The organism is Pseudomonas sp. WS 5051, assembly GCF_012985715.1.
Classification (GTDB): Bacteria; Pseudomonadota; Gammaproteobacteria; order Pseudomonadales; family Pseudomonadaceae; genus Aquipseudomonas; species Aquipseudomonas bubulae.
On sequence record NZ_JAAQWV010000002.1, the window covers coordinates 1 to 21,388 of the forward strand.

The 21,388-nt window shown below is 58.1% G+C and carries 13 protein-coding genes; 5 read left to right on the forward strand and 8 right to left on the reverse strand.

Features of this window, described 5'->3' with window-relative positions; all coding sequences use genetic code 11:
* Positions 1 to 103, forward strand: a 103-nt coding sequence (locus HBN79_RS02530) for a transposase domain-containing protein (RefSeq protein ID WP_169916207.1), incomplete at its 5' end; no start/stop codon positions are given.
* A 177-nt stretch (positions 104 to 280) separates the two neighbouring features.
* The gene (locus HBN79_RS02535; RefSeq protein ID WP_262372202.1) at positions 281 to 2,587 is read left to right on the forward strand and encodes an NEL-type E3 ubiquitin ligase domain-containing protein; all 2,307 of its coding nucleotides are present in this window, start codon (positions 281 to 283) and stop codon (positions 2,585 to 2,587) included.
* Between the two features lie 55 nt (positions 2,588 to 2,642).
* Here HBN79_RS02535 and HBN79_RS02540 read toward each other — a convergent pair whose 3' ends face one another.
* From HBN79_RS02540 to HBN79_RS02550, 3 genes are all read right to left on the reverse strand, one after another.
* Positions 2,643 to 3,137 carry a DUF934 domain-containing protein gene (locus HBN79_RS02540; protein WP_095000404.1) on the reverse strand — a complete coding sequence of 165 codons (495 nt, stop codon included), beginning with the start codon at positions 3,135 to 3,137 and terminating at the stop codon, positions 2,643 to 2,645.
* On the reverse strand, positions 3,121 to 4,779 hold the full coding sequence (locus tag HBN79_RS02545; RefSeq protein WP_016781107.1) for a nitrite/sulfite reductase: 1,659 nt from the start codon (positions 4,777 to 4,779) through the stop codon (positions 3,121 to 3,123). The genes HBN79_RS02540 and HBN79_RS02545 overlap by 17 nt, the downstream gene beginning before the upstream one ends.
* 527 nt (positions 4,780 to 5,306) lie before the next feature.
* Positions 5,307 to 5,525, reverse strand: a complete 219-nt coding sequence (locus HBN79_RS02550; RefSeq protein WP_095000403.1) for a DUF2970 domain-containing protein — start codon at positions 5,523 to 5,525, stop codon at positions 5,307 to 5,309.
* Between the two features lie 145 nt (positions 5,526 to 5,670).
* Here HBN79_RS02550 and HBN79_RS02555 point away from each other — a divergent pair, with 145 nt between their 5' ends.
* Positions 5,671 to 12,192 carry an NEL-type E3 ubiquitin ligase domain-containing protein gene (locus HBN79_RS02555; protein WP_169916208.1) on the forward strand — a complete coding sequence of 2,174 codons (6,522 nt, stop codon included), beginning with the start codon at positions 5,671 to 5,673 and terminating at the stop codon, positions 12,190 to 12,192.
* Between the two features lie 95 nt (positions 12,193 to 12,287).
* Here the strand turns inward: HBN79_RS02555 and metH are convergent, their stop codons facing one another.
* Positions 12,288 to 15,998 (reverse strand): methionine synthase, encoded by a 3,711-nt coding sequence (metH, locus tag HBN79_RS02560; RefSeq protein ID WP_095020030.1) that lies wholly within the window; start codon positions 15,996 to 15,998, stop codon positions 12,288 to 12,290.
* 154 nt (positions 15,999 to 16,152) lie between these two features.
* Between metH and HBN79_RS02565 the strand changes: the two genes are divergently transcribed.
* Positions 16,153 to 18,450 (forward strand): fatty acid cis/trans isomerase, encoded by a 2,298-nt coding sequence (locus HBN79_RS02565; protein WP_169916209.1) that lies wholly within the window; start codon positions 16,153 to 16,155, stop codon positions 18,448 to 18,450.
* Between the two features lie 112 nt (positions 18,451 to 18,562).
* Positions 18,563 to 19,147, forward strand: a complete 585-nt coding sequence (gene nfuA / locus HBN79_RS02570; RefSeq protein ID WP_016781101.1) for a Fe-S biogenesis protein NfuA — start codon at positions 18,563 to 18,565, stop codon at positions 19,145 to 19,147.
* Between the two features lie 86 nt (positions 19,148 to 19,233).
* Here nfuA and cobM read toward each other — a convergent pair whose 3' ends face one another.
* From cobM to HBN79_RS02590, 4 genes are all read right to left on the reverse strand, one after another.
* Complete coding sequence (gene cobM, locus HBN79_RS02575; protein WP_095000399.1) at positions 19,234 to 19,980, reverse strand: precorrin-4 C(11)-methyltransferase; 747 nt, start codon at positions 19,978 to 19,980, stop codon at positions 19,234 to 19,236.
* A 76-nt stretch (positions 19,981 to 20,056) separates the two neighbouring features.
* On the reverse strand, positions 20,057 to 20,470 hold the full coding sequence (locus HBN79_RS02580; RefSeq protein ID WP_095039093.1) for a cobalamin biosynthesis protein: 414 nt from the start codon (positions 20,468 to 20,470) through the stop codon (positions 20,057 to 20,059).
* Positions 20,467 to 21,168: a CbtA family protein gene (locus tag HBN79_RS02585; RefSeq protein WP_169916210.1), complete on the reverse strand. Its 702-nt coding sequence runs from the start codon at positions 21,166 to 21,168 to the stop codon at positions 20,467 to 20,469. Before HBN79_RS02585 ends, HBN79_RS02580 begins: the two co-directional genes overlap by 4 nt.
* An 11-nt stretch (positions 21,169 to 21,179) precedes the next feature.
* On the reverse strand, positions 21,180 to 21,368 hold the full coding sequence (locus tag HBN79_RS02590) for a CbtB domain-containing protein (protein WP_095023582.1): 189 nt from the start codon (positions 21,366 to 21,368) through the stop codon (positions 21,180 to 21,182).
* Positions 21,369 to 21,388 lie beyond the last annotated feature (20 nt).

Here is a 21,388-nt window from a genome sequence, read left to right on the forward strand (position 1 = left end):
CCTCGAACCCGCCGCCTGGCTCAAAGCCACACTGGAAAAACTCCCCGCCTGGCCCAATAGCCGGATCGATGAGCTACTACCGCTGGGTCCACAGCCCGAGTAAAGGTGGGGCGGCTGGACGCTTACACTGGAGGGACTCTATTTCGAGGCTCTAAGTAACGTTGATAGCAATACATTGGCATGGCAAACCCTTACCCACTTGCCTGATTGGCCACCCAGTCAGCGCTTGCTATTGCGCGACAGAGCCACAGGTCAAGTACTGAGCTCCGTAGGTAATCCGTTGTCCAGATACAGCCAGGAGATTTTTAAAAGCGCGGGCGAGTACCATTTTTTGGGCCTCGCGACAGATGATATATACAGCAGCCCTTATCTTTGCAGATGTGTGGCCAAAGCCTTGCCGTCTTCCGCGCGTATGTCGCTTGGGCTTCCCGACACTGACCCGGGGGTGTTTTTAAGCTGGAAAATTGCATCCCATGCGGCCGGTCATCGCGCGCAAAGTGCCAATGCGCTGGGGATGCAGCAGGTTAAACCCTGGTTCAAATCGCCCATGCGCCTGGCCGATGGGCGGGCAGGCTACAGGCTCAGCGGTCGCTCAGGCCATGCCGCGCAAGCGAGCAGGCCATTGGTGATAAAGGATCTTGTGATGGATCTTTTTCCGTTGATGAGTGAGGAAACGGTCAGCCAGTTTTTATACCATCTTGAACTTTCACCTGCGTTGACCACCCGGGTACTGGCCAGGTTCAAGGCCGAACTTCAAACCTTGCGTAGCGATCTTGAGCGCTGGGTGGACTCGCCGGTCTGGAGTCAGCGGCGCAATGGCCCGCGGGTACTGGTGACGACCCAGGACAAGCGTGCAATCAGCCAGGCTTTGCTCCATGTCTGGCGCCGACAGACTGCAACCGTGAGCGTGGGTGAGCACACCGGATATGTGCTGAACCTCAATAGTTGGCCAGTTGATTGCTTGCCTGAGATATCGGCAGATTTTTCCCATGTCAGTGCACTGCACTTGAGCAACTCACCCAATGGAAAGTTTCCCGGTTCATTTTTGGAAAAGTTTCCCAACTTACGCATCCTGTCCCTGAAAAGTAACCAGCTCAGTGAGTTGCCCGTGGAAATTGCCGGTATGTCCGAATTGGTCAACTTGAACTTGCAGGACAATCATATTGTATTGAGCGGGCGAACCGCTTCGGCTCTGGCGGGACTGACCCGGTTGAAATCTTTGAATTTAACGGGAAATCCCTTGGGCAGGCGTATTTCGGTGACTCGCATGGTTGACCTTGAGCGTTTGTATCTACGCTACAGTGGTCTGCTGACTTGGCCTGAAGGGGTTGAGTCGCTCAGCCACCTGCAGACCCTGGATATGCGTGACAACAATATTAGTCGCATTCCACTGGAGGTTTTGTCACCTGGCAGAACAGCGATCAATAGTGTTACTCACCTGCATGACAATCCTTTGAGTGCCGACTCGTTACGCCGCCTTGAGAATTATCGGCGAGAGTACGGCATCAGTTTTGGTATTGCTCCGCGACGTCGGCATGTTGACCAGGTACGCGGCATCTTTCACTGGGCGTCCCGGCCAACGTTCTCAGAGACGCGTGTATGGAACAGCTTGAGGGATATCGCCGGGTCGAGTGATTTTTTTCGCGTGCTGGAAGACCTCAGTGCGTCCTCCCAGTATTTGCATGGACGTGAAAGTTTAAGCCAACGGGTCTGGCAAGTTCTCAATGCCATGCACGATTTCAGCGAATTACGTAACCAGCTGTTTGAGGTTTCAGCCAATCCCAATACCTGCGCCGATGGGATTCCGATGATTTTTTCGGATCTTGAACTTCGTTACCGGATCTTTATTGCGCAAAGCTCGGTCAATGCCGAAGCAGAGCTGCTGCAACTGGCACAAGGACTTCTGCGGATCGAACTGCTGGATAAACATGTACAGGGGGTTGTTGAGGCGCGAATTGCTGCAGTCCATGCCGAGCAATCAGAGTACGTGCGCCAATTGCAGGGCTTGATCGATGAGGTCAGCCCGGATTTTGCATCTGAGCCCTTGGCGAACATGACGGCGGAGGAACAACAGGGTGTGGCCTATCGTTTGGGTTCGGCACAAGCGCTGCGTCTGGCGCAGAGGCTCAGCCCGGCTGATTTGCAGGCGCGAATTGCAAAGGTTGATCCGCTGGAGATACAGATGTTTTATCAGGTCAAACTGGCTGCTGACCTTGGCTTGCCGGCGCGGCCCAAGAGCATGATTTTTGAAAGAGTCGCCAATGTCACGCTCGAGCAGCTTGAAGCCGCCAAGCTGTATGTTTTGACTGAGGATACAGCGCAAGCGAGGATTGCTTACATTGAAAAGCAGGGGTTCTGGGAGCGCTTTCTGGAGAAGAAATACCCCGAGCATTTTCAGTCGGTTGACTCACCGCTGCATGAACGCATGCAGGGGCTTTACCTGGCTAGGGAGAGGCTGTCCAGTCAGGAGTATGTGTCGAAAACCCAAGCTGTAGGGGAAAGTCGTTTGCTGGCCAGGCAAGAACTGATCAGCCAGTTGACCCGTGAAGAAGTTGAAAAACACCCTTTCGAGCAGGAGCAATCTTGACCCTGCGCAGGGTTATGCAGGCGCTGGCCCTGGGTAACCAGGGCCAGCCACAGCATCAGCGACGACGGAACAGCGGCATCGGCTCGTCGGTTGAAGACTGGTAGGTCACCGAGAAGTCCTTGAGGCCTTCCAGCGCTTCGTAAGGGTCTTTATCGGCACGGATGGCGAATGCGTCAAAGCCACAGCGATGCAGATAGAACAACTGGTCGCGCAGAACATCGCCAATGGCGCGAAGTTCGCCTTTATAACCATAGCGGTCACGCAGCAAACGGGCGTTGGAATAACTGCGGCCATCAGTGAAAGCCGGGAAGTTCAGGGCAATAACCTGAAAGTTCGCCACGTCCTCGCCCAGCTCTTCAGCTTCTTCGTCGCTGTCCAGCCACACGCCCAGGCCGCCGTCGCGGGCCTTGAGTGCGTGGCCGTGTTCGCGCCACATCACCAAAGGCACGATCAGGTCGTCGCAATTGGAGATTTCGTCAAAGCTGGTTTCCTTGGGCAGCAAGTGCCAGGTTTCATCGATGACCTGGTTGTTCTTAATTATTCGCTGCATAGACGCGCTCCTTGAAAGGGTCAATGCCGATACGCTGGTAGGTATCGATAAAACGTTCGTCTTCGGTACGTTTTTCAACATAGACGTCGATCAGCTTTTCAATCACATCCGGCATGGCGTCCTGGGCAAAGGACGGGCCCAGAATCTTGCCGAGACTGGCATCACGGCTGGCACTGCCACCCAGGGATACCTGATAGAACTCGGCGCCTTTTTTATCTACGCCGAGAATCCCGATATGCCCGACGTGGTGGTGACCACAGGCGTTCATGCAACCGGAAATGTTCAGATCCAGTTCGCCAATGTCGAACAGGTAGTCCAGGTTTTCAAAGCGGCGCTGGATCGATTCGGCAATCGGGATCGACTTGGCGTTGGCCAGGGAGCAGAAGTCACCACCAGGGCAGCAGATCATGTCGGTCAGCAAACCGATGTTGGGCGTGGCGAACCCATTTTCGCGCAACTCGCCCCACATGGTGAACAGCTGGCTCTCTTCGACATCGGCCAGGATAATGTTCTGCTCGTGGGAAGTACGCAGTTGGCCAAAGCTGTAACGGTCGGCCATGTCGGCGATGGCATCCCACTGCTTGTCGGTCACATCGCCCGGGGCTACACCTGTAGGTTTGAGCGACAAAGTAACGGCGACATAGCCCGGTTTTTTGTGGGCCAACGTGTTGCGTACGCGCCAACGGGCAAAACCCGGGTGCTGCTTGTCGAGTTCGGCCAGTTCGGCGCCGAAGTCGGGCAGGGCTTTGTAGTCAGGATCGACGAAGTGCTTGGCGATACGCTGCACCTCGGCTTCGGTCAGGGTGTTCGAACCGCCGCGCAAGTGAACCATTTCGGCCTCAACACGCTCGGCGAACACTTCAGGCGTCAGCGCCTTGACCAGAATCTTGATCCGCGCCTTGTACTTGTTGTCACGACGGCCATAGCGGTTGTAGACACGCAGGATGGCCTCGAGGTAGCTCAACAGGTCTTGCCACGGCAAGAACTCATTGATGAAGGCACCGATTACCGGGGTACGGCCCAGGCCGCCACCTACCAGTACACGGAAGCCCACTTCGCCGGCGTCGTTGAGCACCGGCTCCAGGCCGATGTCATGCACTTCAATGGCTGCACGGTCAGATGTCGAACCGTTGATTGCAATTTTGAATTTGCGTGGCAAGTAGGCGAATTCCGGGTGGAAAGTCGTCCACTGACGCACGATTTCGCACCAAGGGCGCGAATCGATCAGTTCATCCGCAGCAACACCGGCGAACTGGTCGGTGGTGACGTTGCGCAGGCAGTTGCCGCTGGTCTGAATGGCGTGCATCTGCACGGTGGCCAGTTCTTCCAGGATGTCCGGGATGTCTTCCAGCGCAGGCCAGTTGAATTGCACGTTCTGGCGGGTACTGATGTGGGCATAGCCCTTGTCATAGTCACGAGCGATTTTGGCCATCATTCGCGCCTGACGCGAAGTCAACTGGCCATAAGGCACAGCGACCCGCAGCATTGGGGCAAAGCGTTGAACATAAAGGCCATTTTGCAGGCGCAGGGGGCGGAACTCTTCTTCGCTCAGCTCACCTGCCAGATAGCGTCGGGTCTGATCCCGGAACTGCTTGACGCGGTCCTCGATGATCTGCTGATCGTACTCGTCATATACGTACATATAGGTCCTGTTCTCAGGCTGCTAACAGCTTATCTGCGCGCACGGCCGCGCACTCCCCAAGGAGCGGGGCACGATACCAGTTTGTAGTTATGCGCAAAAGTGATGTTTAAGCATATGCAAAGAACCAAAACGACTATAAGCGTTTGATTCTCAATCCCTTACTTGTGGGAAGGGCATTGCTGGACTTAACTGTTTTAAGGACTTCAAGCAATCACCCATAAAACCGAAAAAAGGCGATGCGATGAGTACTCCAGTCAAAGCGCGTAAAAGCGACAGCAAGGTCGATGCATGGGCCATTTTCTTTCTGATCATTCTGGTGGTTTCTACTGCCGTGTACTGGGTCAGCCACCAGTAGCAAGCGTGCTAGGTCGAGGCTGATCAGGCGGATGTAGCCGCTAAAGAGCTTGTCGACATTACCTGGTGCCGCCCTCGCTGGCGTTGGCATGCTCAACAATGCCAACGTTGTGCATGGCCCCCCCAGGCCTTTGCGTGCCCGGCACTCAGGTACGCGCTGCCAATTTGCGTCCCTAAACCCCCGCCAGATGAACCACCAGCGTGACGATCCCGTACAGGGTCAAGGCAAACACCAAGGTAAATAGCAGCCCCATGATAAGGAAGTGGGAGGCTTTTCCGTGGGAAAAATCCCGAGTCCTGTTTTTTCCGCTTTGCACGCCAAAGGCAGCGGCCATGACGCTGTGCAGCATTTGCCAGAAGCTCGGCGGCTTGTTGTCGGCAGGATCGTTCATAGATGCCTCGGCTGTCTGAGGTTGGAACGGCTACATCCCATAGCGTAGTCAACTTCAAGGCCCATTAACTATCTACCACCCATGCCCGGGCACTGTCGGTTGTACTGAGGCGCTCATTCACATGCGTTTCAGGAAGAAGCCGGTCATGCAAAGTTCGTACATTGTCTCGGGGCCGGGGCCCCACGCAGCCTTCATAAAATCCAGAATACCCGCCTGGGTCAAACACAGCGCTGTGGCAGATATCAAACGCCTCAAGCCGGGATTGTTTCCGGCGCATGCTTCAGAGGCTGGAGCAGCCGATGGGCTCGGCCGCGCACCACGGTGGCTGCGTCAGGCCCTGCTCGACAGCCAGGCTCGCAGCCGGGCTGCCAATCAGGCCTTGGCCAGGGCACTGAAAGGCCTGCAGGGGATCACCCAGTTTGCCGAGCCCCGCTTGCAGGAGGCATTGCACAGTCACCTTGGCCAAGGCCGGGCAATGGACGTCAACACAGACCGGCTGTTTTATCTGCGTCGCAATCAGCCCGTGCGCCAACACAGCCTGTTAGAGGCTGCGCTGCTCAACTTTGACGCCAGTGAAGATTTTTCCCAAAGGGTCGCAGGACAACTTAGCGCGTTGGCGCCGCAGGGCGCTTTACCTGTCGAACGGTTCCAGCCAGACAAGGGCCCTGATCAACTGGCCATTGTGTCGGACACCCTGGTGCATGGTTCTGGGGTTGTGGCACACAGATTCCGACAGGAGTGGGAAAGTCTTCGGCCGGTTCCCGGTTTTGCTTACCGCGAAACATTACCCATGTCACCCGAAGTGTTCTCACAGCTGTGCAGATCCCTGGATTTGGGGCAGCAGTACCAGGCCCATCTGCAGGCGGTTTTTGCCCCACCAGCGGTGCGCGCCCTGATGATCCGGGCGCAAAAAGCACTGCTGGCCGTACGCTTGCATCGGGCACTGCTGCAACGGCATATCACTGACTCTGGTTTTGCCATGATCAGTGCGTTGCTGGAGGAGCAACCGCGTGTGTCGTTATATGCAAAACCTGTAGTGTTCAGCCAGCTCCAGCTCTATGGCCAGGTCTTGGACGAGGTGTTGATTATCGGCCCGGATCGTTCCAGGTGGCCGGTTCTGGAATGGGAGCGCACCGGATTGAGCGGTGTGCCGCTGATGAAAAAACCTGAGGTTGAACCCGTGGTGGTCTATATCCCGGGGGCACCGTTCTCGGCACTCAAAGAATACCCCTCGCTGGAAGCATTTCAGTATGAGCTGGGTCTGAATTTGCGTCTGCCCGCGTATCAGCAGCTGTTTGCCAGTCTGGTCCCCCAAGGAAACGCCGCACTTTTTTTGCAGCGATTGAATCATCAGTTGTACAAGACCACGCCTGATCCGAGAGGTATCGAGCCAGCAGATTATGTTGATGAGGTGGACCTGAAGCTGGAGCTGGTAAGCATCGAAACGTCATCAGCAGGGCTGTTCACGGCCCTCAATACCCTTCATCTGGACAGGCTCAAAGCCAATGCCCGGGCACTTGCAGTGCCCACAGCCGATGCCGACAGCAAGCGCTTGCAGCAGCGTCTTGATGACTACCTTGGCCTTGGTCTTGATGTGTTGAATGTGGCAGCGTTTTTAATCCCCGGTGCAGGGGAGGTCATGATGGCAGTGATGGCTCTACAGATGAGTATGGACATCTACCAGGGCATCGAGTCGTGGCAGGCAGGCGATGTCGAGGATGCCTGGTCGCATGTGGAGTCCGTTGCGCTGAATATCGTGCTGAGTGGTGCAACAGGGGTTGCAGGCCACTTAGCCAGTGGCAGGTTGGCGACTGAGTCCGCCGGGATCGACAGGTTCAGGCAAATCGTCCTGCCCAACGGTGAAACCCGTCTGTGGCGGCCCGAAATCGAGGCCTATCAATGCCAGTTGCCGCTCAATACCCGGCTTGAGCCCAATGCTCTGGGCCAGTATCGGGCAGACGGCAAAACCTGGGTCCAGGTGGGCCGACAGTTCTACGAGCAGGCCTTCGATCAGCAGCTTAATGCCTGGAGGATAAAGCATCCGAGCGACGAAAATGCTTATCAGCCAATCCTCATGCATAACCATGAAGGAGCCTGGCGTCTCGAGCATGAACAGCCCTTGCAATGGGAGCGCCCGACCTTGCTGCGTCGACTGGGGCACGTGACCCGCATGTTCGATGATGAAGAACTGGGGCAGATCGGCGACATCAGTGCTGTCAGTGACGAAACCTTGCGCAGGGTGCATGTGGACTGCCTGCCCGTGCCTGCTTTGTTGAGGGACACATTGCAACAATACCGGGTTGAGCGGGAGCTGGGCATGCTGGTCGATGGCACAAGAGCGGGCAAGCACGCACTGCTTGCCCGTCTGACCGGCACAGGCCGGACGGCTCTAGCCAATGTCGAATTAGTACGTCGACGATTTCCCATGCTGTCTGAGTTTGCGGCTCAGGAAGTGCTTGAGCTTGCCGGTGAGAATGATGTGGCACGCCTGCGCCGGACAGGTCGGGGGTCGAGGCGGCTGGACCGGCTGGCGCGTGAGTACGCGCAACAGGGCCGTTTGAACCGGGCGCTGGCCGGCCTGTATGTGCCGGGGCTGGCGAATGTCGACAGTGAGCGTCTGGCCATTGAGGCAATGTTGCACCTGAGCGCCAGTCAAAGCGTCGTCAGCCCGGCTGCAGTGGCTCGCTACGCCACTTCGCATCGCAGGGAAATGGCCCGCACGCTGAAATTGCATCCTGTGGCAGCAAGACCCGCCTTGCAGAGAATCAATGGTCGGATCGGCTATGCCTTGTCGGGCAAAGGGGCAGCCTTTGACGTAAGTCCGTCGTTGATAAGCCGTGTGCGCGATATTTGCCCGCAGATCAGCGACGAACAGGCCGAGGCCTATGTGCGCAAGCGCATCGACGACGGAGAGTCTGCCCAGCATATATTCGATTTTCTAGCCAGTCGCCAACGTGAGCTGGACACATTGCGTACCACACTGGAGCAGTGGTCGAGCGCAGCCAACGGGCCCTTTAACCAACGGATGCGGCGCTTGACGGCTGACAGGCTGGTAGGTTGTTGGCGGGAGGGTGTACTGAGTCGTATTGAACCTTTTGCTTATCTGGATCTTGAATTTGACCTTAGCTGGGCGAGTGAATTTCCTGTACTGGACGCTGACTTTTCCCATGTGCGGACATTGCGGCTGAGCGCCGACCTGATGGTGAGCGAGCCCGATGCCGGATTTGTCAAGCGCTTCCCCAGCGTGGAGCGCCTGGAAATAAGCCTTCAGCGATCACAGATGATGCCCGTTGCCGATGCATTGGCGCAGTTGCCCACGGTCAGCGAGCTGTCACTGGAAGCCGACTGGCAGGGCTTGACCCGTGAGTTCATGGACCGGCTGACAACCCTTGGGCAGATCGAATGCCTGTCTGTGCAGGGGGCACTGGAAACGCTGGATGTCAGTGGCTGGCCGCGGCTGCGGCAATTGCAGGTCAAAGGACGACTTGTTCAGTGGCCAGCAGGCCTGTTGGATCTCACTGATCTTGAAACCCTGGACCTGTTTGGAACTTCGATAACAACGTTGCCCGATGAGCTGTTCACCGGACATCAGCAGTTATGGGCGGGCTTGCTTCTGGATTGGTCAGGCATTGAGCCGTCAACGGCCATAAGAGCCTACGAGCGCCTGCGTACCCATCCTGTGCGAACGGTGGATCTGGAGAAATGGACAATCGCTTACTGCACAGGTTGCCTGACCCGTTTCATGCCCCATGACCGACTGTTTGCCAGTACGGTAATTGCGCGGTGGACCCTTGGCGAACAAGCCGTGGCTGAGCTGATGCGGCGCGTTAACGGCTTGCATGAAGAGCACTACAGGTTTTCCGAGGCTCTGGAGGCCTGGGTATCTCAGGATCCTGAGACGACGCAAACGCTGTTGCGCAGGCAAGCGGCTGACAAGATTCAGCGCTGCTGGCGTGCTGGAATTTCACCCCGACTGGGGTTGGAGGATGCTGGCGCCGGGCCTTCCTGGCGGGTCAGTACTGTAAATCAGGAGCTGGATCTGGCAGACGAAATAATCAGTTCCCTGCCACCTGTGCCGGGGGGGCAGGCGTTTGCCCATGTCCATCGCCTTAATTTGAGCGAACTGGAGGTGGCTGGCGAGGAAATGGATCGATTTCTGCAGGCGTTCGGCCAGCTCCGGGAGTTGGACCTGAGCCGCAACGGCCTGGATTTGCTGCCAAATGCTCTGGGTGATTTGCGCCAGCTTACAGACCTCAACCTGGCGCACAACGAGTTGGTGATGAGCCCCTCGTTGCAGATGCAGTTGAGTGGCCTGCGTGGGCTCGTGCGCTTGAATCTGCAGGGCAACCGGGTGACAGCGCTGGATATCGGGGCGCTGACCAAGCTGGAGTCGCTTGATCTCAGTCATACAGCCATTCGCAGCTGGCCAGCCGGGGTTTTTGATCTACCCAGGTTGCGGTTTCTGGATATGAGCAACAGCGCAATCAGGACGGTCCCTGCGACGGCTCTCGTGGGTCATGAGGCACTGATGCAGGGGGTGAAGTTGAATGGTTGCCAGCTGGATGCGCAAAGCTGTGCCGATTTGCGGGCTTATGCCCAGCGTTCGGGACGCGACACGGCAGCCAATATAGCGATCGGATTACTGGCAGCACGCAGGACCGGGGGAACGCCCGAGTTTTTCCCTGCCATTGTCGCTGACAGGCCTGACCTGTTGTTGGCGGCCGCTCCAGTATTGAAGACGGATGAAGTCTTGTTGAGCCCCGCACCGATATTTCAGCCCGGTGCCCCGGAATTGAACCGCACCACCCTGCTGCAAAGGGTCCATCCCGATCTGAGCCTGCATGATGCAGTGCAATACCTTGAACAGATGCAGGCCCGTGGCATGGGTGTGCTGGAAATCGACGCCCGGCTTGCCGAGTGGAATCACCAATACGACGCTCTGGTCCAGCGCCTGAATGGCTGGATCAATATTCCGGGCCACAGGGAAAGCGGACGCTGGGTCAGTGCCGTCGATCGCAGGCGTGCGGCTGACAGGATCATGCAGGCCTGGCGCGATGGGCTGGAGACCGTCACAACGGCGCAGCCCGAGTCTGTGCATACCCTGGACTTCTCGGACCTGTGCCTGGGGGATATACCGCCGCTGAATGTGTCCCAGACTCATATCACCACACTGAACCTCAGCGGTGTACGCATTACTGCCGGGGGCTCGCAAGGGTTTATCCGCGAATTTCCCGGCTTGCGTACCTTGCACCTCAATAATAATGAGCTGACCCGTTTGCCGGAGGGAATCGGCTCGCTTGAAAACCTCACCCGGCTGGAGGCTGCCCACAACCGCTTGCAGGACGAGGAGGGCTTGAGTCGCCAGTTGCAATCACTGGCGCACCTGGAATGGCTGGATCTGAGCTACAACAGGCTCGACACATTTGACCTTACTGGCATGAGCGAATTGCAAACCCTGAACCTGAGGGGGAACAGGCTGGTGCGCTGGCCGACCCGGGTACTCACAACCCCGACCCTCAGAACCCTCAACCTGAGCAACAACCAGATCGATACGATCCCTGTTGAGCTGTTTGAGGGCGATAACGACGCATTGATGGCTCATACTGATTTGTCCCATAACCTGCTCTCCACATCAGGCTATGCAACCTTAAGAGACTACAGGAGCTTTTCGGGCAATGACCTCGGATGCTCCCTTGAGGACATTGAAGACGGCCTGGCCTTCTCCGATAACGGTTCGCTCAGCAGTGATGAGCCTGAGTACGGGGCCGCTGGTGTCGACGAAAACCTCGATCATCTGGAGCACCTGACACCCGAGCAACTGGCCGAGCAAAAGGCCCGCTGGTGTGTGGGGGAGCCGCAAGGCTCGCCGAGGCCAGTGATCTGGGACGACCTGCTGGCGCAAAAGGAGAGCAGGGGGCTGTTCTATTTGCTGGATCAGCTGCAATTCACCCAGGACTATATCCAGGACAGACCGGGCCTGACCCGGCGGGTCTGGAATGTGCTGCAGGCAGCTGCATCCGATAGCCAGTTACGCGACGAGCTATTTATCATCGGTCATTCCGATGTGACCTGTGGCGATGGTCGGATCCTGCTGTTCAGCGATCTGGAAGTGAAGGTGTTTGAGTTCAATGCCCTGCGCTCAGTGGTGGCTGGCCAGGAAGGGCCTGCGTTGCTCGAGCTGGGCCGGCGCCTGTTTCGCTTGGGGCAAGTGGAGGAGGTGGCGCAATTTGCCTATCAATCACGCCGTGGAGCGGACGCTGCGGAGGTTCGACTGGCCTATCGCATTAGCCTGAGCGAGCGCCTCGACCTGCCTGCGCAGCCCAGGGGCATGCAATACAGCCATGCGGCGAAAGTCACTGAGCAAGAGATTGAAAGTGCTTATTTGAAAATAAAGGCAGCCGAAAATTCGCCGGCCTTTATGGAGCAGTTGATCCTGCAGGGCTACTGGATCAATTACCTCAAGCGCCAGTATCCAGAGGAATTCCTGGCCCTGGAGGAGCGTTTTGAAGTGGAGCATAAAGCGCTGGAAGACCGACATGCCGATCTCGGGGAGGTGTATCAACAGGAGCTCGGCGCTCTGGATGAGCGCAAGCGCAGCGAAGAGCAACTTTTGCGTGAGCGTCTCTCGGGAGAGGTTCTCGCAACGCTGTCCACGCAGCCTGATTAACCCATAGTGACTGTCGTCGTTGCCGGACATTGCGATCGATTGGTCATCGATCGCATCCGGCAGCGACTGCAGGGTGTCGGAAGCGTTGCTACCTGTTAGTTGTCATACCCCAGGTTTGGCGCCAGCCAGCGCTCGGTCACGCTCAAATCTTGCCCTTTGCGCGCCGTGTAGCTTTCGATCTGGTCCTTGTCGACCTTGCCCACCGCAAAGTACTGCGCTTGCGGATGTGCGAAGTACCAGCCGCTAACCGCTGCCGCCGGGAACATGGCGTAGTGCTCGGTCAGGAACACGCCGCTTTTGCCCGCACGCATCTCTTCGGCCTCCGGATCCAGCAGCTTGAACAGGGTGGCTTTCTCGGTGTGGTCCGGGCAAGCCGGGTAGCCGGGAGCAGGGCGGATACCGCTGTATTGCTCCTTGATCAGCTCTTCATTGGCCAACTGCTCATCCTTGGCGTAGCCCCAGTAGTGGGTCCGCACCTGCTGGTGCAGCCACTCTGCGCAGGCCTCGGCGAGACGATCGGCCAGGGCCTTGACCATGATCGAGTTGTAGTCGTCCCCCGCGTCCTGATACGCCTTGGCCACTTCTTCGGCACCGATGCCTGCGGTAGTGATAAAACCGCCCACGTAGTCGGTCACGCCGCTGTCCTTGGGCGCGACAAAGTCGGCCAGGGAGAAGTTCGGCTTGCCGTCGGTCTTGATGATCTGCTGGCGCAAGTGATGCAGTTTGGCCAATGGCTGGCCATCGTCACCGTACAGTTCCAGGTCGTCATCGTTAACCTGATTGGCCGGCCAGAAACCGAACACTGCCCGGGCGCTGATCAGCTTCTCGTCGATAAGTTTTTTGAGCATTTCCTGGGCATCGGCATACAGCGCCGTGGCCGCTTCGCCGACGACTTCGTCGGTGAGGATGCGCGGGAATTTTCCAGCCAGGTCCCAGGAAATAAAGAACGGCGTCCAGTCGATGTACTCGGCCAGTACCTTGAGGTCGATATTGTCCAGTACCTTGGCACCGGTGAAGGTCGGTTTGACCGGCTGGTAGCCGGCCCAGTCGAACTGCGGTTTTTTGGCGATCGATGCCGGGTAGCTCAGGCGCTCGGTGCGGGCACTACGATTGGCGGTGCGTTCGCGGACCTCAACGTACTCTTCGCGGGTTTTCTGAACAAAGGCCGGTTTCAGTTCCTTGGACAGCAATTGCGTGGCCACGCCCACGGCGCGAGAAGCGTCGGTGACATAGATCACGGCATCGTTCTGATACTTGGGTTCGATCTTGACTGCGGTGTGTGCCTTGGATGTAGTCGCACCGCCGATCATCAGTGGCAGGTGGAAGTTCTGACGCTGCATCTCGCGGGCAACATGCACCATTTCATCCAGCGACGGCGTGATCAGGCCGGAAAGGCCGATAATGTCGCACTTCTGCTCTTTGGCTACCTGCAGGATTTTCTCTGCCGGCACCATCACGCCCAGGTCAACGATGTCGTAGCCGTTACAGCCAAGCACCACGCCGACAATGTTCTTGCCGATGTCATGCACGTCGCCCTTGACCGTGGCCATCAGGATCTTGCCCTTGGCTTCCGGTTTGTCGCCTTTTTCCAGTTCGATAAACGGGATCAAGTGGGCCACGGCCTGTTTCATCACGCGGGCAGACTTGACCACCTGGGGCAGGAACATTTTGCCCGCACCGAACAGGTCGCCGACGATGTTCATGCCCGACATCAGCGGGCCTTCGATCACTTCGATCGGGCGCTTGAACGACAGGCGCGACTCTTCGGTGTCTTCAACGATATGGGTAGTAATGCCCTTGACCAGTGCATGTTCCAGACGCTTGTTGACGTCCCAGCTGCGCCACTCTTCGGTTTCGGCTTCCTTGACGCTGCCATCGCCCTTGTACTTGTCGGCAATTGCCAGCAGGTTGTCGGTGGCATCGGGGGTGCGGTTGAGCACCACGTCTTCCACGGCATCGCGCAACTCGGCCGGGATCTGGTCATAGATTTCCAGCTGGCCGGCGTTGACGATACCCATGGTCAGGCCGTTGCGGATCGCATACAGCAGGAACACCGAGTGGATCGCCTCACGAACCGGGTTGTTGCCACGGAACGAGAACGACACGTTGGATACACCGCCCGAGGTCAGGGCATAGGGCAGTTCGTCGCGGATATAGGCACAGGCATTGATGAAGTCCACAGCGTAGTTGTTGTGTTCTTCAATGCCGGTGGCCACGGCAAAGATGTTCGGGTCGAAAATGATGTCTTCCGGCGGGAAGCCCACTTCGTTGACCAGAATGTCGTAGGAGCGTTTGCAGATTTCTTTTTTGCGCGCCTCGGTGTCGGCCTGGCCGGCTTCGTCGAAAGCCATCACCACCACGGCGGCACCATAGCGCTTGCACAGTTTGGCGTGATGAATGAACTGCTCGACGCCTTCTTTCATGCTGATCGAGTTGACGATGCCCTTGCCCTGGATGCACTTGAGGCCCGCTTCGATCACTTCCCACTTGGAGGAGTCGATCATGATCGGTACGCGGCTGATATCCGGCTCGCCGGCGATCAGGTTGAGGAAGGTCACCATGGCCTTCTTCGAGTCCAGCATGCCCTCGTCCATGTTGATGTCGATGATCTGCGCACCGGCTTCAACCTGTTGCAGGGCCACTTCCAGGGCTTCGGTGTAGTTGTCTTCGCGGATCAGCCGGGCGAAGCGGGCAGAGCCGGTGATGTTGGTTCGCTCGCCGACGTTGACGAACAACGAGCTGCGATCGATGGTGAACGGTTCAAGCCCGGAGAGACGGCAGGCCTTTGGAATATCCGGGATCGGGCGCGGAGCATAACCGGCTACAGCGTTGGCGATGGCCTGGATATGCCCCGGCGTGGTGCCGCAGCAACCGCCGACAATGTTGAGGAAACCGCTCTGGGCGAACTCTTCAATGACCTTGGCGGTTTCCGCCGGCAGTTCGTCGTACTCGCCGAATTCGTTGGGCAGGCCGGCGTTGGGGTGCGCCGAGACGTAGGTGCTGGCCTTGTTCGACAGCTCTTCGAGGTACGGACGCAGTTCGCTGGCACCCAGGGCGCAGTTTAAACCCACGGAAATCGGTTTGGCGTGGGCCACCGAGTTCCAGAACGCTTCGGTGGTCTGGCCCGACAGGGTACGCCCGGAGGCGTCGGTAATGGTGCCGGAAATCATGATCGGCAACTCGACACCCAGCTCTTCGAAAACGCCCTGTACGGCGAAAATCGCGGCCTTGGCATTGAGGGTGTCGAAGATGGTCTCGATCAGGATCAGGTCGGCGCCGCCTTCGATCAGGCCTTTGGTGGCTTCGGTGTAGTTCTCCACCAGCTCATCGAAAGTCACGTTGCGGTAGCCGGGGTTGTTTACGTCCGGGGACAGCGAGCAGGTGCGGCTGGTCGGGCCCAGTACACCGGCAACAAAGCGTGGTTTGTCCGGGGTTTCCAGCGTTTTGGCATCAGCCACCTTGCGCGCCAGGCGGGCGCCTTCTACGTTTAGCTCGTAGGCCAGTGCCTGCATGCCGTAGTCGGCCTGGGAAACCTGGGTAGCATTGAAGGTGTTGGTTTCGAGAATATCGGCACCGGCATCCAGATAGGCCTTTTCAATCGAGCCGATCACGTCGGGGCGGGTGAGCACCAGAAGGTCGTTGTTACCCTTGACGTCGCTCGGCCAGTCGGCGAAGCGTGTGCCACGATAGTCGTGTTCCTCTAGACGGTAGCTTTGGATCATAGTGCCCATGCCGCCATCGAGAATCAGAATGCGCTCTTTGAGGGCTTGCTGAAGTGCTTGGAGACGAGCGCTGCGGTCAGACATAGGACTACCTGTTAGAGCCATGCAAAAGATGCGAAATCATAACAAACCTGCGTGGGATTTGAGCGTCTGCTGTTTTACATGAATTTGATTCATGTTCCGACGTTTGTTCGACAGGTAGAATCGCGACATATTTTTGATATCAGGACAATGGCACATGTTTTTTCGCCTACTCACCAGCGCCGTGACGCTGGTGGTGTGCAGTACAGCGTTGGCACAGGCCCCGTTGGTCAGCCCGGCTATTTCCTATACGCGGGATATCCAGCCGATCCTCACCGAAAAATGCGTTGCCTGTCACGCCTGCAATGATGCGGCCTGCCAGCTCAACCTCGGCAGTGCAGAGGGCGCGACCCGCGGTGCCAGCAAGGTACCGGTCTACAAGGGCGACCGGGTGGATGCCGTGGCACCAACGCGGATTTTCTACGATGCCAGCGGCCCCAATGAATGGCGCAACAAGGGCTTTTACTCGGTACTCGACGCCCAGGGCGCTCAAGCAGCCCTGATGGCCCGCATGCTGGAGCTGGGGCATAGCACGCCGTTGACCCCGAATGCCAAATTGCCCGAAGACATCGTCCTGGGCCTGAACCGCGAAAACGTCTGCCCGGCGCCCGGTGAGTTCAATGCCTATGCCCAGAGCCATCCCAGGGAGGGTATGCCGCTGGCCGTTACCGGCCTGACCGACCAGCAATACAGCACCGTGCAGACCTGGCTGGCGCAGGGCGCTAAAGTTGATCAGCAGGCCATCAAGCCCACAGCGGTCGAGGCTGCGCAAATTGCCGAGTGGGAAGAGCTGTTCAACCGTCCGGGTTCCACCGAAGCACTGGTGTCGCGCTGGTTGTACGAGCATCTGTTTCTTGCCCATACCTATTTTGACAACGGTGTGCCGGGGCATTATTTCCAATGGGTGCGCTCGCGCACGCCCAGCGGGCAACCTGTCGACCTGATCGCCACCCGTCGCCCCAACGATGACCCGGGCACGGCGTTTTACTATCGCTTGCAGCCGGTGCAGGGCGTGATCGTGCACAAGACCCATATCACCTACCCGATGGGGGCGCATAAGCTGGCGCGGGTCAAGCAGCTGTTCTACAGCGGCGACTGGCATGCCACCAAACTGCCGGGTTACGGGCCACGCGGGCGTGCCAATCCGTTTGAAACCTTTGAGGCTATCCCGGCAGTCGCGCGCTATCAATTTATGCTCGATAACGCTGAATACTTTGTGCGCACCTTTATCCGCGGGCCGGTATGCCGTGGTCAAATTGCCACCGATGTAATCCGCGACAACTTCTGGACCGTGTTTCAGGAGCCTGCCCGGGACCGTTATGTCACCGACGCGGTGTATCGCGGCCTGGCAACGCCCTTGCTGGCAATGCCCGGGCAGATCGACGACGTTGGCAGCGTTATTTCGCTGTGGCACAACTACCGCGACAAGCGTAACGACTATGAAAAGCTGCGGCAAAAGGCCTATGCCGATATGCCGCCTCCAAGCTGGTCGACCCTGTGGGCGGGCAACGATAACGCCTTGCTCACGGTATTCCGCCACTTTGACAGCGCCAGTGTCAGCAAGGGCCTGATCGGCGAGATCCCGCAAACCATGTGGCTGTTCGACTACCCGTTGCTGGAGCGCACCTACTACCAGTTGGCAGTCAACTTCGACGTATTCGGCAATGTCTCGCACCAGGCTCAGACCCGTCTGTACTTTGACTTGATCCGCAACGGTGCCGAAGTCAACTTCCTGCGCCTGATGCCCGCCGATTCCAGAGCGTCGATCCTCAGCGACTGGTATCAGAACAGCGGCAAGCTGAAGATGTGGATGGACTACCAGAAAATTGACACAGACACCCCGACCGGCATGAAGCTCGATCCGGCCGACCCCAAGCGTGACTTCGCCCTCAAGCTGATTGAGCGCACCGGCACCCTGAATGCGCGCCCCGACCCGATCAACCGCTGCTCGGGTGCATACTGCTCACGGCCCAATATTGCGCAGGAATTCAAATACGCCGAGCAAGCGCTCAGCCGTTTGACCTCGCGGCCTGCTGCCGGGCTGGACGTGATCAATCAATTGCCTGAAGCCACCATGCTGCGTATCGAAGGTGCAGACGGCAAGCGCGAGATGTACAGCATGTTGCGCAACCGTGCTCACACCAACGTGGCCTTTATGCTGGGCGAGGAGTACCGCCTTGAGCCGGGGCTGGACACCTTGACCATCTACCCGGGAGTGCTGAGCAGCTACCCCAATTTCATGTTCAACATCCCTGCGGATCAGGTCGAAGCCTTTGTCGAGGCCATGGAGCAATGCAAGGATCAGGCAACGTTCGACACCATCGTCGAGCGTTGGGGCATCCGCCGCAGCCACCCGCAGTTTTGGCAGTACTTCCATGATATAGGCCAGTACATCAATGAAACCGACCCGGTTGAAGCGGGCGTACTGGACATGAACCGCTACGAAAACCTGTAAAGGGGCGGTTGAAATTGAACGAATGGGCCGCAGCTTTCCTGACAAAAATACTAGGACTTTGTCAGGCGCGCCGATTGGCGTAAACTGCGTCCCATGTCTGCGAGGAGATTCCATGAGCGCCATAACGATTACCGACGCTGCCCACGATTACCTGGCTGATCTGCTGTCCAAGCAGAACACCCCGGGTATCGGTATCCGCGTTTTTATCACCCAACCCGGTACTCAGTACGCTGAAACCTGCATTGCCTACTGCAAGCCGGCTGAAGTCAAACCTGAAGACACCGCCATTGGCCTGAAAAGCTTCACGGCCTGGATCGATTCTTTCAGTGAACCGTTCCTGGACGATGCCGTGGTGGACTACGCAACGGACCGTATGGGTGGTCAGCTGACCATCAAGGCGCCAAACGCCAAAGTGCCGATGGTCAACGCTGACAGCCCGATCAACGAGCGCATCAACTACTACCTGCAAACCGAGATCAATCCCGGTTTGGCCAGCCACGGTGGTCAGGTCAGCCTGATCGAAGTGGTTGAAGACGGTATCGCGGTGCTCAAGTTCGGTGGCGGTTGCCAGGGCTGCGGCCAGGCGGACGTGACCTTGCGTGAAGGCATCGAGCGCACCTTGCTGGAGCGTGTGCCGGAGCTCAAAGGCGTACGTGACGTAACCGACCACTCGCAGAAAGAAAACGCCTACTACTAACAGGGCGTTCGCTGCGAAGCTGAAGAAAAAACGGTGCCCCGTGAGCACCGTTTTTTTATGGTTGTTTAAAAGCCCTCAGGCCGCACTCAAGGTCGATACAAGTGTGCATGCCCCGCCCGGTACAGCGACGACTCGGCGAAACTGTCATTGGCCAGCACCCGGCCCACCAGAATCAGCGCGGTACGCCGGAAGCCCTTGGCCTGAACCTTGGCCGCAATATCCGCCAGCGTACCTTGCACCCAGTCCTGATCTGGCCAACTGGCACGGTGAATCACGGCAATAGGGCAGTCGCTACCGTAGTGCGGAATCAGCTCGGCAACGATTTTGTCCAGATTCTTGACCCCCAGATGAATCGCCATGGTTGCCTTGTGCTGTGCCAGGCTGGCCAGTTCTTCGCCGGCGGGCATCACGGTTTTCTCCGCATAGCGGGTCAGGATCACGGTCTGGGAAATATCAGGCAGGGTCAGTTCCGCTCCCAAAATGGCTGCGCAGGCCGCCGTGGCCGTCACTCCCGGAATGATTTCAAAAGCGATACCCAGCTCGCGCAGGCAGCGTATCTGTTCACCAATCGCGCCATACAGGCTCGGGTCGCCGGAGTGTACGCGGGCCACATCCTGGCCTTTGGCGTCGGCCACCTTGATCAGCTCGATGATCTGTTCAAGGTGCAGCTCGGCGCTATTGATCACTTGCTCGGCCTGGTGGCCTGTCAGGACCGCTTGCGGCACCAGTGAACCTGCATAAATGATCAGCGGGCAGCTGCGAATCAGGCGCTGGCCCTTGACAGTAATCAGCTCTGGATCGCCGGGCCCGGCGCCGATGAAATAAACGGTCATGGCAGTCTCTTGAAAAGGTCGAGATAGAGCTGTTCGTGAACAACGCTCATAGTGAGGCGGGCGATTATCGCGGGTTTTACCGGGCGCAGGCTAACGCAAAGGTCGCCATGGAGGTTTTTTTACGTGTGATCAACAAAGCCGCCGGTGCCCCGGCCAGCTGTGTGGCCAGGGCCAGGGCAGCACTTTCGGCAATGCCAAAACAACCGGTTTGAGCGAACGCGGTAGCCGATCGATGGCTGAGCCGGGGTGAAAATTCGGCCATTTGCGCTGCGCTGAACAGTTCCAGCTCGAGGTTTAGCTCTGTTGCCAGTTGCAGCAGCCCGGGCTCGTGGCGCTTGAGGTCAATACTGGCCAGGGCACGGATCGCACTCAGTGCAATGCCGGCCTGGCTCAGGCTGTCTTCGATCAACGCCAATAGCGCTTGTGCGCTGCAACCCCGGCGACAACCCAGGCCAATCACCAGGCTTGGCGCTGCGCCGGTCGCTGTCATGCCGAGTACTGACCTGCAGGATTGCGCCGGAACAGCCAGGCGCTGATCACGCCCAGTGCCAGCCAGAAAGCCAGGTTGGTCAGTTGTGCGGCAATTTTGAACTGCGACTCCAGTGCTTCAGGTGCCAGGCTTGAATGCACCAGCGGCTGCGGCGCGCCAAAGAGATGCGGCACCAGCACAATCGCCACCCCCAGCACTTTGAGTGCCCAATGCTTGCCAAATACCAGCAAGGCAATGGCCACGGCCGTCGAGGCTGCAGTGCTGACCCACCAGAGCTGGCGTTGCAACAGATCCGCCGCGGCAGTGCCCGGCAGTTCAGGCGGCAAGCCCATGGTCGGCGCCAGGCAGAACACGGCATAGCCGGCCAGGCCCCAGAGCAGGCCCTGGGATGTGCGGGCGGGTGCGCGCAGGGTGTACAGGCCCGCCAGCATCAGGGCAAAACCCACCGCGACCACCAGGTTGCCACCGGTGGTGGACAGCACGCGCTGCCAGCCATCTTCCGGCTCCCAGGCCTCGGCGTCATGCTCATGTGCAGGCATGGCCATGTCGGCATGTTCGTGCACTTCGCTAGCTGCGGGCTTTTCGTAGGTTTCGGCCTTCAGAATCAGCGGGGCAACCCAAAAGCTTTGCAGCAGGGTCAGCAGCAGGGCGGAAAGCAGGCCGGTAAAGCCTGCCGTTCGAGCGATACGCGTGATCATGGCAGGCAGTCTCAATGGCACGGAAAGGCGGAGCTGTGACGGGTGTCATGAGCTGCGTTGTGCACGGCATCGATATGCGAAAAACCGGCGAAGTAAACGAGCAAAGCGCCCAGTACGGCAGCGCCGACAGCGGCCACGATACGTTGGCTTTGGGTGGTGCTACTCGCAGCGGAGTGGGTACGGCTGGTGCTGATGGACATGGCGCTTGCCTCGGGTCGGA